At 62.8% G+C, this 12,191-nt stretch carries 12 protein-coding genes and 1 pseudogene; 9 read left to right on the top strand and 4 right to left on the bottom strand.

What is annotated here, in order from left to right; translation table 11 throughout:
- Positions 1-52: 52 nt before the first annotated feature.
- The 6 genes from NPS46_RS01445 to NPS46_RS01420 all read left to right on the top strand — a co-directional run bounded on the left by NPS46_RS01445 (position 53) and on the right by NPS46_RS01420 (position 5,981).
- Entirely contained in the window at positions 53-331 is a 279-nt protein-coding gene (locus tag NPS46_RS01445; protein WP_274104609.1) for a hypothetical protein, read from the top strand.
- A 138-nt stretch (positions 332-469) separates the two neighbouring features.
- The gene (locus NPS46_RS01440) at positions 470-1,387 is read left to right on the top strand and encodes an AAA family ATPase (protein ID WP_274104608.1); all 918 of its coding nucleotides are present in this window, start codon (positions 470-472) and stop codon (positions 1,385-1,387) included.
- Positions 1,384-2,340, top strand: a complete 957-nt coding sequence (locus NPS46_RS01435) for a DUF58 domain-containing protein (protein WP_274104607.1) — start codon at positions 1,384-1,386, stop codon at positions 2,338-2,340. Before NPS46_RS01440 ends, NPS46_RS01435 begins: the two co-directional genes overlap by 4 nt.
- Entirely contained in the window at positions 2,337-4,289 is a 1,953-nt protein-coding gene (locus NPS46_RS01430; RefSeq protein WP_274104606.1) for a transglutaminase TgpA family protein, read from the top strand. The genes NPS46_RS01435 and NPS46_RS01430 overlap by 4 nt, the downstream gene beginning before the upstream one ends.
- 18 nt (positions 4,290-4,307) lie before the next feature.
- On the top strand, positions 4,308-5,069 hold the full coding sequence (locus NPS46_RS01425; protein WP_274104605.1) for a CHAD domain-containing protein: 762 nt from the start codon (positions 4,308-4,310) through the stop codon (positions 5,067-5,069).
- 114 nt (positions 5,070-5,183) lie between these two features.
- Positions 5,184-5,981 (top strand): acyl-CoA thioesterase, encoded by a 798-nt coding sequence (locus NPS46_RS01420; RefSeq protein WP_274104604.1) that lies wholly within the window; start codon positions 5,184-5,186, stop codon positions 5,979-5,981.
- Positions 5,982-6,051: 70 nt separating this feature from the next.
- Here NPS46_RS01420 and NPS46_RS01415 read toward each other — a convergent pair.
- The 3 genes and pseudogenes from NPS46_RS01415 to NPS46_RS01405 all read right to left on the bottom strand — a co-directional run.
- A pseudogene (locus NPS46_RS01415) lies at positions 6,052-6,273 on the bottom strand (terminase); the annotation flags it as partial.
- A 152-nt stretch (positions 6,274-6,425) separates the two neighbouring features.
- Entirely contained in the window at positions 6,426-7,907 is a 1,482-nt protein-coding gene (locus NPS46_RS01410) for a methyl-accepting chemotaxis protein (protein WP_274104603.1), read from the bottom strand.
- Between the two features lie 199 nt (positions 7,908-8,106).
- Positions 8,107-8,913, bottom strand: coding sequence for a TatD family hydrolase (locus tag NPS46_RS01405; RefSeq protein WP_274104602.1), 807 nt, complete (start codon positions 8,911-8,913; stop codon positions 8,107-8,109).
- A gap of 237 nt (positions 8,914-9,150) precedes the next feature.
- Between NPS46_RS01405 and NPS46_RS01400 the strand changes: the two genes are divergently transcribed.
- The 3 genes from NPS46_RS01400 to NPS46_RS01390 all read left to right on the top strand — a co-directional run bounded on the left by NPS46_RS01400 (position 9,151) and on the right by NPS46_RS01390 (position 11,679).
- On the top strand, positions 9,151-10,575 hold the full coding sequence (locus NPS46_RS01400; RefSeq protein WP_274104601.1) for a transglycosylase SLT domain-containing protein: 1,425 nt from the start codon (positions 9,151-9,153) through the stop codon (positions 10,573-10,575).
- A gap of 101 nt (positions 10,576-10,676) precedes the next feature.
- Positions 10,677-11,111 carry a DoxX family protein gene (locus NPS46_RS01395; protein ID WP_274104600.1) on the top strand — a complete coding sequence of 145 codons (435 nt, stop codon included), beginning with the start codon at positions 10,677-10,679 and terminating at the stop codon, positions 11,109-11,111.
- 262 nt (positions 11,112-11,373) lie between these two features.
- Positions 11,374-11,679, top strand: coding sequence for a class I SAM-dependent methyltransferase (locus NPS46_RS01390; RefSeq protein WP_274105374.1), 306 nt, complete (start codon positions 11,374-11,376; stop codon positions 11,677-11,679).
- Here the strand turns inward: NPS46_RS01390 and greB are convergent.
- The gene (greB, locus tag NPS46_RS01385) at positions 11,676-12,173 is read right to left on the bottom strand and encodes a transcription elongation factor GreB (protein ID WP_274104599.1); all 498 of its coding nucleotides are present in this window, start codon (positions 12,171-12,173) and stop codon (positions 11,676-11,678) included. The two genes, NPS46_RS01390 and greB, sit on opposite strands and share 4 nt — an antisense overlap.
- Between the last annotated feature and the right edge of the window lie 18 nt (positions 12,174-12,191).

The following is a 12,191-nucleotide window of genomic DNA, read 5'->3' as shown; positions in this document are numbered from 1 at the left end:
ATACTGAACGTCATACAGCGTACGACTGTTTTCTTACCTTGAGGTGCCTTCGATGAAAGCCTGGATCTGTCTCCCCCTGATTGCCTTGACGCTCGCCGGCTGCGCCGGCAAGACCGCCTACCGCGACAGCTGTGCCACCCAGATTGATGCTGCCTGGCACGAGCTGGACCTGGCCAAGGCTGAAGGTTTTGCCGGCACTGTCAGCTATTCCAAAGCGCTGTCGCTGCTGACCGGTGCCAAGACCCAGCAGCAATTCGAGGCCTTCGAGGGCTGCACGAAAAAGGCCGAGAAAGCCCGTTTCTATATTCGTGAGTCGCGCGCCGGGCGCTGATCCCATGATCCAACCCTGAGCCAGGGTGCACGACGGGGCTAAAATAGCCCTGGCGCCCGGCCTTATTCCTCGCGTTCAGCGTCCTTCCAGGGCTAGGCTAGGCGCCTCCCGGGCTGATCGATAAGAGGAATCGCGCCTATGCGTAGCAAATTGGATGCGTGCCTGCTGGCTGTCAATCAAGTGGTATTGGGCAAGGAAGCCCAGGTCCGTCTGGCGCTGACCTGCCTGTTGGCCAACGGTCATTTGCTGATCGAGGACTTGCCGGGGATGGGCAAGACCACCCTGAGCCATACCCTGGCCAAAGTCCTGGGGCTGAGTTTTCAGCGGATCCAGTTCACCTCCGACCTGCTTCCCAGCGATATCCTCGGCACTTCGGTGTTCGATAAGGACAGTGGGTTGTTCGTGTTCCACCCCGGGCCGATTTTCGCCGAACTGGTGCTCGCGGACGAAATCAACCGTGCCACGCCCAAAAGTCAGAGCGCACTGCTTGAAGCCATGGAGGAGGGCCAGGTCACGATCGAGGGCGCGACTCGCCCGCTGCCCGAGCCCTTCTTTGTGATCGCGACCCAGAACCCCAGCAGCCAGGGCGGCACCTTTGCCTTGCCCGAGTCGCAACTGGACCGCTTTCTGATGCGTCTGTCCTTGGGTTACCCGGCCCAGGCAGCGGAAAGAGCCCTGCTGCTGGGCGAGGCCCGACGCGATCTGCTGCCGCGCTTGCAGCCGATCCTCAGTCATGTCGAGTTATCGGCACTGCAGCACCAGGCGCGGCAGGTGCGTTGTAGCGATGCGCTGATCGATTACGTGTTGCGCCTGGTCACGGCGACGCGCAACCAGGCGCAGTTTGCCTGGGGCTTGTCGCCACGGGCGAGCCTGGCACTGTTATCGGCGGCGCGGGCCTGGGCTTTGCTCACCGGGCGCGACTATGTGGTCCCCGAGGATGTGCAGGCGGTATTGCCGGCCGTGGCCGGCCACCGTCTGCGTGAGCGGGCTGATCCGACCGGGCAGGGAGGTGGTGCCCTGGTGCAGTGGCTACTGCGTGAGGTGCCGGCGCTTTGATCGGGCGCCTTAACGCACACTGGCAGCGCTGGCTGGTGCGGCGGCTGCTGCCGGCACCGCGGGTCGAACTGACCCAGCGGCGCATCTTCATCCTGCCCAACCAGGCCGGGCTGAGTTTTGCCGTGGTGTTGGTGGTGATTCTGCTGGCCGCGATCAATTACCAGAACAGTCCGGCCTATGGCCTGTGTTTCCTGTTGTTGGCACTCGGCCTGGTGGGCATCGTGCACACCTATCGCAATCTGCGCGGACTGCTGTTGAGCGCAGGCGCAGCGCCGGCGGTGTTTGTCGGTGAGCAGGCCCGCTTTGTCCTGCGCCTGGAGAGTGTTGGGCGAGCGCACCAGGCGATAGCGCTGGGCTGGTCGCCCGTGGCACTGCAAACGGTGCACGTGCCCGGCGCCGGGTTCCACGAGGTCGAGTTGAACCATCCGACCCATGTCCGAGGCTGGCTGAGGGCGCCGCGGATCCGGGTCGAAAGCTGTTTCCCCCTGGGCATCCTGCGGGCCTGGAGCGAGGTCGATCTCGGGCAGTCGGTGCTGGTTTATCCACAGCCTCTGGTCGGTGAACTGCCAGCGCTGTCCAGCACATCTGTGGATAACCAGGATCAGGGCACGCAGGCCCATGGCCAGGGGGTTGATGATTACCAGGGGCTCAAGCCGTATCAGCCAGGCGATTCCTGGCGGCGTCTGCACTGGAAGGCCTATTCCCGTGGCCAGGGCCTGCTGGTCAAGGAGTTTGCCAGCCTCGAAGGCCAAGAGCCCTGTCTGGATTTCCAGGCCTTGGGCGGTGATGTCGAGCAGCGCTTGTCGCGGCTGTGCTACTGGGTGCTGGAGCTGACTCAGCGTCAGCAGGCCTTTGCTTTACGTCTGCCTGGCCAGTGGCTGGGCATCGACAGCGGTGAGGCGCATTGTCAGGCCTGTCTGCGCGCGCTGGCGCTGTTCGGGCGCGAGCCATGACCCACCTACCGCCGATTTCCCGGGCCAGCCTGATCTGGCTGTTGGTCGCCCAGGCCCTGGTCATGGTGCCGTTCTGGCCGCACGTCCCCCTATGGCTGATGGGGTTGTGGCTGGGCTGCACGGCATGGCAGATCCAGGTGTATCGCATGCGCGTCGGTTATCCGGGCCGTGGGATCAAGCTGCTATTGCTGCTGGGCACGGCGCTGGGCGTCTGGTGGTCGCGCGGCAGCCTGGTGGGGTTGGATGCTGGCGCGGTGTTGCTGGTCGCGGCGTTCGCGCTCAAGTCGCTGGAAATGCACAGCCGTCGCGACGCCCTGGTGCTGGTTTTCCTTGGCTGGTTCTGTGTCGGCGTTGCCTATTTGTTCGATGACAGCCTGCTCTGGACGCTCTACAGCGTGCTACCGATCACGGCCCTCCTGGCCGCCTTGATCGGTTTGCAGCAGGAGGCGTTGACCCGACCCACCGCCACGCTGCGTCTGGCTGCGAGCCTGTTGCTGCAAGCCTTGCCATTGATGCTGCTGCTCTTCCTCTGCTTCCCCCGGCTGGCACCGCTCTGGTCGCTGCCGTTGCCTAGCGATAAGGCACAAAGTGGTTTGTCCGAAACCATGGCGCCAGGGGATATCGCCGAACTAAGCCGTTCCTCGGCGTTGGCTTTTCGTGTCAGTTTCGAGGGGCCGCAGCCGGCACGCCAGGCATTGTACTGGCGGGCCTTGAGCCTGGAAGTCTTCGATGGCCAGCGCTGGAGCCAGTCGCCGTCCATGCCCTACAGCATGGCCCCGACCTGGCAACCTAGCGGGACAGCGTGGCAGTACAACATTATCTTGCAGCCGACCGACAAACCCTGGTTGCCGGTACTGGATGTGGCGCGCAGTGAGCTGGACGGCACGCGCCAGCTCGCCGACTACCGCTTGCAGCGTATGCGGCCGGTGCAGCAGGCGCTGCTGTATCGAGCCAGTTCCTGGCCGCAGGTGATCCGTGACCCGCTGTTGAGCGAGCGTGCGCAACGTCAGGCCTTGCAACTGCCGGCCAGCGGCGATCCGCGCAGCCGTCGTTGGGCTGAGGAACTGAGACAGGCTTATCCACAGCCTGAGGTGCTGGTCGACGCTGTGCTGGCGCATTTCCGTCAGCAACCGTTTCACTACAGCCTCAAGCCGCCGACCTTGAGCGGCGATACCATCGACAGTTTTCTTTTCGACAGCCGCCAGGGGTTTTGTGCCCATTACGCCGGCGCCATGACCTTTGTCCTGAGGGCTGCGGGGATTCCCGCGCGGGTGGTGGCCGGTTACCAGGGCGGTGAAGCGAATCCGGCAGGTAATTTCCTCACGGTGCGCCAGTCCGATGCCCACGCATGGGTTGAATACTGGCAGGCCGGGCAGGGCTGGCGCAGTGTCGATCCGACTTATGCGGTGGCTCCGCAACGGATCGAGCAGGGCCTGGCCCAGGCCCTGGACGCCGATGAGGATTTCGCCCCGGGCGGCGTGCTCTCGCCGTTGCGTTATCCGAGCCTGACTTGGCTCAATGGCTTGAGATTGGGCTGGGATAACCTCAATTATGGTTGGCAGCGCTGGGTATTGGGCTACCAGGCTGAAGACCAGTGGCAATTGCTCGGTCAATGGTTCGGTGAGGCTCGGCGCTGGGTATTGCCGGTAGGCGTGGTGTTACTGCTGGCCGTGACCATGCTGTGCCTGCTGCGTCCATGGCAGCGGCATCGGGATGCGCAGGTTGCGCACTTTATGGCGTTCGAGCAGTTGCTGAGTCGTCGCGGCCTGCGGCGTGAGCCTGGCGAAGGGCCGCAGGCCTTTGCTGAGCGTGCGGCTCGGCAGTTGCCTGCGCAGGCCCCGGCCATACGATTGTTTATCTCGGCGTTCATGGCCCAGCGCTATGCTGGCGCTGCCAGCTCGCCGAGTGTCTTGCCACGAGCGTTGCGGTACTTGCGCCGCAGCCTGTAAACGGAGGAGTCATTCACAATGTCTGCTTTGGTTGATCGGTTGATTGCTCAGGTCTTGCGCCTGGAAGTCCGTTTGTTGGCGTGTCAGGAGCGGGTCCGTGGCCACACCGACAGCGAAGCCCTGCATGACCTGCGTACCACGGTCAGGCGTTTGCGCAGTCTGTTGCGACCACTGCGCGGGCTGCCTGGCGTCGAGCCGCTGGAGCAGGCCGCTGCCGAGGTCGGCCAACTGACCACGCCGCTGCGCGATCGCGAGGTGCTGGCGGCTTACCTGCATGAGCACGGCTATCACGCCGCAGCGCAACGGCGCACTCGGACGTTGGCCAACGATTACTTGAAAGTGGCTGAGAGCCCACAACTGGCGCAATTGCTGGTGGTGCTCGATGCCTTCCCGCGGTTTTTGCGCGCATCGCAACGCCAGGGCTTGCTGCGGGGGCTGGAAACGCGCATTGCCAAGCGTCTGGAGAAACAGTGGCAGGCGCTGGCTGAGGCGCTGGCCGATCCGGCGCACGATCGCCATTGGCTGCGCCTCTTGATCAAGCGTGTGCGCTACGCTGGTGAAGCTTATCCGCAGCTCGGCAATCTGTCTGCGTCGGCACTCGAGCATCTCAAGGCTGCCCAGAGCGCGCTGGGTGATTGGCATGATTGCTGGCAATGGCTGGCACAGGCTGAGCGTCAACCGGATCTGCTGCCTTGCGTGGCGGGCTGGCGCCTGAGCATGGCCCGGGCCGAGGGGCGCTCGGACAAAGTGCTGGACAAGCTGGCCGCACGTTGCTTTTGACGCCCAGGCGTGAGGACGCGGCTCGATTGTCCGCAGGTTTGGCAAAAATAGGCCCTGTGCTGCTCGGGCGAGCTGGTTAGTATCGATGGATATTTACCCTTGCCCGAGGTTTGCATGCGTTTTTCCCAGTTGCTCGATGCTGTTCGCCATGATCCCCAGGCCATCTCGATCCCCGCTGATTGGGCTCAGGGGCGAGCCAGTTTCGGCGGGTTGATGGGAGCGCTGTTGTACGAGGCCATGCGCGCCAAGGTGCCAGCCGAACGCCCGCCACGCTCGCTGGCGATCACCTTTGTCGGCCCGGCCGAGCCCAATGTGCCGATCAGCTTCGAGGTCGAGGTTCTACGTGAAGGCAAGGCCGTCAGCCAGATGCTGGGCCGTGCGGTGCAAAATGGCCAGGTGGTGACGCTAGTCCAGGGCAGTTTTGGCGCCTCCCGTGCGTCGGTCGTCCAGGTGGTGGCTGAGCCGGCACCGGCGATGAAACCCTCGGAAGAGTCCCAGGAGTTGCCGTTTATTCCTGGCATGACCCCCGAGTTCATGCGCCATCTGGCCTTGCGCTGGAGTGTCGGCGGTGTGCCGTTTAGCGGGAATACCTCGCGGGAAATGGGCGGCTGGGTGCGTTTGCGTGGCGAGGTCGAGGAAGAACCGTTGACCGAAGCCCATCTGCTTGCCCTGGTCGATGCCTGGCCACCGGCCGTGCTGCCGCATTTGAAGCAGCTCGCCCCAGGCAGCACCCTGACCTGGACCATTGAGTTCGTTCAGCCATTGCCGGCCCTGACCACGCTGGACTGGTGCCAATACCTGGCGGTCATCGAGCATGCCCGCGATGGTTATGGGCATGTTGCGGCCGCGCTGTGGACGCCTCAGGGCGAACTGATCGCATTGAGCCGGCAAACGGTCACGGTGTTTGGCTGAACCTCAGGTCGAGGTCAATGAAACAGTCGCCCGGTTCGCTGGGTCTCCACGCGAACCGGGCGAGCGCCTACAACAGATGCCCGCGTTGCAGGCCCAGGCCGGCGAGCAGGCCGATGATGCCGATGGCGATGCTGGGCAGGTCGGTGCTGAACACGCCCCAGGCCAGTAGCAGAAAGGCCACGACAAACAGCGGCAGGGCGATCAGGCGCAAGACGGCTTGATAGGCATCACGCTGATCCTGCGGGGAAACTCGCCATTGCCAGGCGGGGAAATCGGGATGACGTTTGCCCATGATGGCTCTCCTTGAATCGTGAATCCGATGAAAGAAGAATAGGAGCGGCCACGGCGGGTTGCGAATCGAGCTTTTCTATAAACGCTATAGAAAGCCTTAAACGGCAAGCTTCAAGCGGCTGCAGCGTGCCGCTTGAAGCGGAGCCCGGGGCGCTACAGCTTGAGTTGGCCGATGGCCTTGCTCAGTTCGCCGGCCAGGGTCGCCAGCTCGCTGCTGGTGGTGGCGGAATCGACGGTCTGCTGCACGGTGTTTTCGGTGACATCGCGGATGCTGACCACGGCCCGGTTCATCTCTTCGGCGACCTGGCTCTGCTGTTCGGCTGCAACGGCGATCTGGGTGTTGCTTTCACGCATCTGGGCCACGGCGCTGGTGATCTCTACCAAGGCGGCACCGGCTTCCTGGGCCTGCTGTACGCAGTCGTCGGCCTTGAACGAGCTTTCCTGCATGAAGTCGACGGCATCACGGGTGCCGGCCTGTAGTGCGGAGACCATGCCGGTGATTTCGTCGGTCGAGGCTTGCACCCGCTTGGCCAGGTTGCGCACTTCATCGGCCACCACGGCGAAGCCGCGTCCCATTTCTCCGGCCCGGGCTGCTTCAATGGCTGCGTTCAGGGCCAGCAGGTTGGTCTGTTCGGCAATGCTGTGGATCACGTTGACCACGCCATTGATCTTCTGGCTGTCTTCGGCCAGTTTCTGGATCATTTCCGCCGTTTGTTGCACGCCGTTGGACAGCCCGGCAATCGATTGCTGAACGCGGCTGACCACGGCCTGGCCGCTGCCGGCCAGGGTGTCGGCGGTCTGCGACAGATCACGGGTCGCGCCGGCATGCTGGGCAATATGGTAGACGGTGGCGGACATTTCGTTGATCGCCGTGGCGGCCTGGTCGGTTTCGCTCTGCTGGCCGATCATGCCATGGCGAACGTCGTTCATGCTCGAGGCCAGGCGCGCGGCGCCGACATCCAACTGAGCGGCGGTGCGCGCCACGGTGCTGACCACACGCTGATAGCCGGCCTGCATGGCATTGAAGGCGCTGGCCATCTGGCCGACTTCGTCGGTGCAGGCCAGGGGCACACGGGCCGACAGGTCGCCGGTCTTCTCCACATGCAGCATCACGTCCTTGAGGATATTGAGCTGGCTCATCAGGAAACGGATCAGCAACTGCGAGGCGCAGAGCATGGCCACCATCAGGATAAAGACGGCAATTGCGTAGTTGGTAAAACGCTCGGTAAAGACCTGGGCCAGGCTGGGGCCATAGGCAAGTACAGCGACCTGCTGGCCATCGTCGCGGGCGACGACTTCGGCGCCCATCAGCGGGTTCTCGCCGAACAGCGGCATGTAGTCATATTCGACCCAGCCGTTGGCGTTGCTCAGGCGTGGCAGCAGTTGGCCATTCAGGCTCGGGTTCTCGCCGCGCTTGAAGCTCAGTAGAAAGCTGGCCTTGGGCAGTGGCTGGCCGGTGGGCCAGGACTTGATCAGTTGGGCCTGGGCCTGGGCGGAAGCCTGGGAGGCAGCACTGCGTGACTGCTGTTCGAGCTGCACGGCGTAGAGCACCAACAGCAGGGTGGTGACGAAGGCCACTGCGTTGACTGCCCAGAATTTGTATTTCAGCGAGATGTTGCTAAGCCAGGCACCCATGGAGGTCTTCTCTGATTGGGCCTGAGCTTCGCCGCGCTCTCGCGATACAGGCTGCGGCCGGCCTGTTGGAGCGAGTCGGGTGGCGCTCCATTGGCGCGTAAACGCGAGCAGGGAAGCTACCCAGGCTGATTGTGCGGAAAGAATATTGGCAAGGTGCCATTATTGTGCAGGTACTGAATAAAACGCTTCTTGATATGGGTCAAGCAATCTCTGGCAGGCCGAAGAATTTTCGCGCACAGGCGGTGCTCTGGGCGGCCAGTTCGGTTTCGCTCTGTTGGCGGTGCAGGGCGACTTCGCGCAGCACTTCGCCCAGGAAGGCCGGTTCGTTGCGCCCGCTCTTGGGTTTGGGGCGCAGGCTGCGGGGCAGCAGGTAGGGCGCATCGCTTTCCAGCATCAGGCGATCATGGGGGATATTGCGCACCAGCGGGTGCAAATGGGTGCCGCGGCGCTCGTCGCAGATCCAGCCGGTAATACCGATATGCAGGTCCAGGTCGAGATAGCTGAACAGCGCGCGTTGCTCGCCGGTAAAGCAGTGCACCACGGCGGCCGGCAGTTGGTCGCGGTAGTCGCGCAGGATTTCCAGCAGGCGCTGGTTAGCATCGCGTTCGTGCAGGAACACCGGTAGCTGCAACTCCACAGCAAGGGCCAGATGGGCTTCCAGGACCTTTTCCTGTTGCGGGCGAGGCGAGAAGTCGCGGTTGAAGTCCAGCCCGCATTCGCCCACCGCACGGACCCGCGGCTCCTTGAGCAGGGCGCTCAAGCGGGTGGCGCTATCGGCGTTCCAGTCGCTGGCGCTGTGGGGGTGGATACCGGCAGTCGCGAACAGCCGCTGGCCGCTGTCATCGAGTTCGCCGCACAACTGCAGGGCCTGTTCACTGCCCTCGACACTGGTACCGGTCAACACCAGTTGGCAGACTCCAGCAGCATAGGCGCGATCGAGTATTTCCCGTTGCTTGCCGACGAAACTGGGGTTGGTCAGGTTGACGCCGATATCGATGAGTTGCATGGTGCTACCTCCTGCCTGCGGCCGGAAAGCATACCAGAGCCCGGAATTTATAAGAAAAGCCAAGAACTACAACGAGTTATAACTGTCTTTCAAGTCCGCGAGAGCGCAGCGGCTGGCGTGATGCCCGGGCCTGTGCGAGGCTTGCGCACTTTTTTGCGTGCAGAAGCGGTCCTGCTTCTATCGCCCGACCCCAGGTCATTAGGCCTGCTGTCGGACAGTACTGTTCCCGGAGAGCGGATGACGCGACCCTCGTTGCTGATCATGCTGTGCTTGTCGTTGCTGCTGCCGCTACCGGCGGTTGCGCGTCTGGCTGGGCCTGTGCAGGCCTTGCCGAGCGGCAAGGTCCGCGACCTGGCACAGATCCGTGAAAGCCAGGTGTTGCGTGTGCTGGTCAATCAGAGCCGGCACAGTTCGGGGGAAGTCCAGGGCCAGGCCATCGGCGTCGAGTACCACCGCCTGCGTGCCTTCGAGCAGTACCTCAACGGTCATGCCCGTGACGGTCAGGAAATCGCCCTCAAGATCATTCCCAAGTCCAAGGATCAATTGCTGGGCGCCTTGCAACGCGGCGAAGGCGATCTGGTCGCCCCCGGCGAGTTGATCGATGCCGCGCCCAGCCACCTGATCAGCCCCAGCGATGCGATTGTCAGCGACGTGCCGCTGTGGCTGGTAGGCGTCAAGGGCGAACGGCGTTATACCCGCCTGGAACAGCTGTCCGGCAAGGCGATCACCCTGACCAGCGGCAGCGCGGCGGGCGAGGCGGTGAATCAGATCAACCAGAAGCTGGCACTGCACAAGAGGCCGCCGGTCAGGGTCGAGTGGGTCGATCCCAGCCTGGCCGTGGAAGATGTGCTGGAGATGATCCAGGCCGGGATTTTTCACCTGACCATTGTCGAGCAGCCAATCGCCGAGCGCTGGGCCAAGGTGATGCCCAAGCTGCGTTTCGATCGTCAGGTGATCATCAGTGAGCCGCGCGAGCAGTACTGGTTCGTACGTCGCGACGCTTCGATGCTGCGGGCGAGCATTGATCGATTTCTCAAGTCGTATAAGGCGCCGGCCGACCAGGATGCGGCGTTCGTACGGATCTACCGGCGCCTGTACAAGGTGCATTACCCGCTAGCCAGGGCCAATCGGCAGAAACTGGAGAAGCTGCGGCCGGTATTGCAGCGGCATGCCGAGGCCTTGGGCATGGACTGGTTGAACCTGGCGGCCCTGGCCTTCAAGGAATCGACGCTCAACCCTGACGCACGAGGCGCCAGCGGTGCCATGGGGTTGCTGCAGATCACCCCGGCAGCGGCGCAGCGGGTCGGGGTGGCGAGTATCCAGACGCTCGACAGCAATGTGCAGGCCGGTGCGCGGTATCTGGCGATGATCCGCCGCAAATTCTTCGCCAGCCCCGCGCTCAATGAGCGCGAGCGCATGGCGTTTGTACTGGCGGCCTACAACATGGGCCCGGAGCGGGTCCAGGGCATGCGTGCGGAGGCGCGGCGCCGTGGCCTGAATCCCAATCAGTGGTTTTTCCAGGTCGAGCGAATCGCCATGGAGCAGGTGGGAATGGGGGCGGTCAGCTATGTTAATAGTGTGAACAAGTACTATCTGGCATTCGACCGGGAACGGGAGTCGCTAGAACCTCGGGCAGTGCAGAAGGTCGCCGTACGGAAATAATCGATATTGTTGATTGGTAAACCGCATTTTTTGCGCTTTTATCATTGTTAATACTGATTAATATGGCGGCCATCACACCCCACACCCAAAAGGATTACAGCATGAGCACACTGATCAATCGCGTCCTGAGCACCCGCGCCGGTTACGGCCTGACGGTCCTGCGCATCTTTGTCGGGATCATTTTCGCCGCCCACGGCGCGCAGAAACTCTTCGGCCTGTTTGGCGGCCATGGCCTGGCAGGCACGGCCCAGTGGATGGAAAGCATCGGCCTGGCGCCCGGTCACTTGATGGCCCTGTTGGCCGGAGGCACGGAGTTCTTCGGCGGCCTGGCGTTGATCATCGGTTTGCTGGCGCGGCCTGCCGCACTGGGACTGTCTTTTACCCTGGTGGTCGCGATTCTCTCGGTGCATATCGGCAACGGCCTGTTTATGGCCAACAACGGCTACGAGTTCGCCCTGGCGCTGCTGGGCGGGACGATTGCGGTCCTGTTCGAAGGCGCTGGCAAACTGTCGGCTGATGGCGCCATCGCTCGCTGAGCATTGCTGATGATAAAAGGCCCGCACTGAGCGGGCCTTTTTCGTTGCGCGAGATTCTTGACACTGCCCCCGCCGCTTCTCTAGGATGCCCTTATGCGCCGATTTAAACAGCTACTTGCGGGGCGCCAGGTGGTTCGAATGAACCCCCGTAGAAGCTTGAAGCAGGCTTCGAAATACCGCTAAAGCGCTGGTTCGGTGTTGCCTCTCACCTGCCCGGCAGAATTTTGAGGCGGAGACACGCACTTTGAACAGCACATGCCCTCTGGTACCACGTCCGCTGGTACGTCTTGCACCCATTACCGCCAATATTGTCCAGCGTAATCCGAAAATCCTGTTGGGCGGTTCCCACCAGCCGACGCTTCTGCGTTACCTGGACGGATGGCCGCGACGCAAGGGACGTGCCTCGGCGTTTTTGATCCAGTTTGTCGAAGCGGGCGCCAGCCTGGCGTCATTCAGTCGCGATACGTTCGACCTGGCGGTGATTCAGGCACCGAGCGCCGCGCAGGCCGAGGACGTCATTGCCCAACTGATCCGAGTAGCGCGCCGGGGCTTGATTACCCGCCGCTAGGGGTAGTCGATCGCGGTGATGCACACCCACTGCTCGCCAGTGGGTGTCTGGACGCAGACTTCGGTGTCCAAGGCTTTGCCGATCAAGGCCCGGGCCAGGGGCGAGTCGATGCTGATCAGGTTTTGTTTCAGGTCCAGCTCATCTGGGCCGACAATGCGATAGCGGGCCTCCTTGCCCTCTTCATCCTCAATCGTTACCCAGGCACCAAAGTAGACTTTGTTCGGATCGCTCGGGCGCTCGCTCACCACCTTCAGACTTTCCAGGCGTTTGGTCAGGAAGCGCACGCGGCTGTCGATTTCGCGCAGCATCTTCTTGCCATAGGTGTATTCGGCGTTCTCCGAGCGATCGCCCTGGGCTGCCGCTTCGCTGACCGATTGCGTGACTTGGGGCCGGCGCACATGCCACAGCTCATGCAACTCGGCACGCATGCGCGCTTCGCCCTCGGGGGTGATCAGGGCGGTACCGGCGCTGCGTGGTGGACGATAACGGCTCATTGCAGGTCCATTGGCAAA

Source organism: Pseudomonas putida, assembly GCF_028682395.1.
GTDB lineage: Bacteria > Pseudomonadota > Gammaproteobacteria > Pseudomonadales > Pseudomonadaceae > Aquipseudomonas > Aquipseudomonas putida_AB.
Note: the sequence above shows the minus strand (reverse complement) of the source record. Positions and strands in the feature narration are given on the sequence as shown.

What these genes read in the sequence shown, in the direction of transcription:
- NPS46_RS01420 (WP_274104604.1), top strand. Translation starts at nt 5,184, where the DNA reads ATGCGTTTTTCCCAGTTGCTCGATGCTGTTCGCCATGATCCCCAGGCC.
- NPS46_RS01395 (WP_274104600.1), top strand. Translation starts at nt 10,677, where the DNA reads ATGAGCACACTGATCAATCGCGTCCTGAGCACCCGCGCCGGTTACGGC.
- NPS46_RS01445 (WP_274104609.1), top strand. Translation starts at nt 53, where the DNA reads ATGAAAGCCTGGATCTGTCTCCCCCTGATTGCCTTGACGCTCGCCGGC.
- NPS46_RS01425 (WP_274104605.1), top strand. Translation starts at nt 4,308, where the DNA reads ATGTCTGCTTTGGTTGATCGGTTGATTGCTCAGGTCTTGCGCCTGGAA.
- NPS46_RS01440 (WP_274104608.1), top strand. Translation starts at nt 470, where the DNA reads ATGCGTAGCAAATTGGATGCGTGCCTGCTGGCTGTCAATCAAGTGGTA.
- NPS46_RS01410 (WP_274104603.1), bottom strand. Translation starts at nt 7,907, where the DNA reads ATGGGTGCCTGGCTTAGCAACATCTCGCTGAAATACAAATTCTGGGCA.
- NPS46_RS01430 (WP_274104606.1), top strand. Translation starts at nt 2,337, where the DNA reads ATGACCCACCTACCGCCGATTTCCCGGGCCAGCCTGATCTGGCTGTTG.
- greB (WP_274104599.1), bottom strand. Translation starts at nt 12,173, where the DNA reads ATGAGCCGTTATCGTCCACCACGCAGCGCCGGTACCGCCCTGATCACC.
- NPS46_RS01405 (WP_274104602.1), bottom strand. Translation starts at nt 8,913, where the DNA reads ATGCAACTCATCGATATCGGCGTCAACCTGACCAACCCCAGTTTCGTC.
- NPS46_RS01400 (WP_274104601.1), top strand. Translation starts at nt 9,151, where the DNA reads ATGACGCGACCCTCGTTGCTGATCATGCTGTGCTTGTCGTTGCTGCTG.